Raw genomic sequence first — 1,860 nt, forward strand, 5'->3', positions numbered from 1 at the left:
TTTCCTTTTTAAAAAAAAGAGAATTCATCTTTAAAAAAGGAAAATTCCTTCATGAAAAAGAAGGTTGATAAAGTAGCTTCTGATGGACTGAGACACGGAAGTTCAGAGGGCGCTAAACACTTAGCAGGAAAAAGAAGAAAATAATTTTTTACAAGATCGAAAGAAGAAAATATGTCACAAACTTACTACAAAGCCATTAACTGGAATGCCATCGAAGATGTCATCGACAAATCAACTTGGGAAAAACTGACAGAGCAATTCTGGCTCGATACACGTATTCCCTTGTCAAACGACTTGGATGACTGGAGAAAGCTATCTAACAAAGAGAAAGACTTGGTCGGAAAAGTCTTTGGTGGTTTAACCCTTCTGGACACCATGCAATCTGAAACAGGGGTTGAAGCCCTTCGCGCAGACATCCGTACACCACATGAGGAAGCTGTTTTCAATAACATCCAATTTATGGAATCTGTCCACGCAAAATCTTATTCATCAATCTTTTCTACCTTGAATACCAAGGCTGAGATTGAAGAAATTTTCGAATGGACCAATACCAACCCTTACCTCCAAAAGAAGGCTGAGATTGTCAACGAAATCTACCTAAACGGTAGCCCACTTGAAAAGAAAGTTGCCAGTGTCTTCCTTGAAACCTTCCTCTTCTATTCAGGTTTCTTTACTCCCCTCTACTATCTTGGTAACAACAAGCTAGCCAACGTTGCGGAAATCATCAAATTGATTATTCGTGATGAATCTGTTCACGGAACCTACATTGGTTACAAATTCCAACTTGGTTTCAATGAATTGCCTGAAGAAGAACAAGAAAATCTCAAAGAATGGATGTACGACCTGCTCTATACTCTTTATGAAAATGAAGAAGGCTATACAGAAAGCCTCTATGACGGTGTTGGTTGGACGGAAGAAGTCAAGACTTTCCTTCGCTATAATGCTAACAAGGCTCTCATGAACCTGGGACAAGATCCACTCTTCCCAGATTCAGCAGATGATGTCAACCCAATCGTTATGAACGGTATTTCAACAGGGACATCTAACCACGACTTCTTCTCTCAAGTCGGAAATGGTTACCTCCTTGGTGAAGTTGAAGCCATGCAAGATGATGACTACAACTACGGTTTGGACTAATACTCTACCACTCTTAACCATCAAAAAGTAAACTAGAAACAACAAAATAATAACTTAATAAAAATATCGAAAGTTTTGAAAATAAACCTCGATATTTTTGTTTTTGTTTTATTTTGTTGTTTTTGTATTTGAATGATGAGCTAGTTTATGGTAAGATAGTAGTAGGAAACGAGGTGATAATATGCTCAAACAAGAAAAATTAGCCAAAATTTTAGAGACAGTAAATAGTAAAGGAACCATAACTGTTAAGCAGATTATGGACGAAATAGCCGTTTCAGATATGACTGCAAGGCGCTATTTACAGGAATTAGCTGATAAAGATTTGCTGATTCGTGTGCATGGTGGAGCTGAAAAACTTCGAACCAACTCCCTTTTGACTAATGAGCGATCAAATATTGAAAAACAAGCCCTCCAAACGGCAGAAAAACAAGAAATAGCCCGTTTTGCAGGCAGTCTAGTAGAAGAAAGAGAAACTATTTTCATTGGACCAGGAACAACATTAGAATTTTTTGCGCGCGAATTGCCTATTGACAATATCCGCGTCGTGACCAACAGTCTGCCTGTTTTTCTGATTTTAAGCGAACGAAAATTAACAGATTTGATTTTGATAGGTGGAAATTATCGCGATATTACAGGTGCTTTTGTTGGCACATTGACCCTACAAAATCTCTCTAATCTCCAATTTTCTAAAGCTTTCGTTAGCTGTAATGGTATTCAAAACGG

The 1,860-nt window shown here is 38.0% G+C and carries 2 protein-coding genes; both read left to right on the plus strand.

Going from position 1 to position 1,860, the window contains the following annotated elements; translation table 11 throughout:
* Window positions 1-171 precede the first annotated feature (171 nt).
* Window positions 172-1,137, plus strand: a complete 966-nt coding sequence (gene nrdF / locus SMIDD26_RS06160) for a class 1b ribonucleoside-diphosphate reductase subunit beta (RefSeq protein ID WP_061439512.1) — start codon at window positions 172-174, stop codon at window positions 1,135-1,137.
* 181 nt (window positions 1,138-1,318) lie between these two features.
* Window positions 1,319-1,860 (plus strand): DeoR/GlpR family DNA-binding transcription regulator (locus SMIDD26_RS06165; RefSeq protein WP_061439533.1); only part of this gene is annotated, 542 nt, incomplete at its 3' end.

It is taken from the genome of Streptococcus mitis (assembly GCF_001579035.1).
Lineage (GTDB): Bacteria > Bacillota > Bacilli > Lactobacillales > Streptococcaceae > Streptococcus > Streptococcus mitis_J.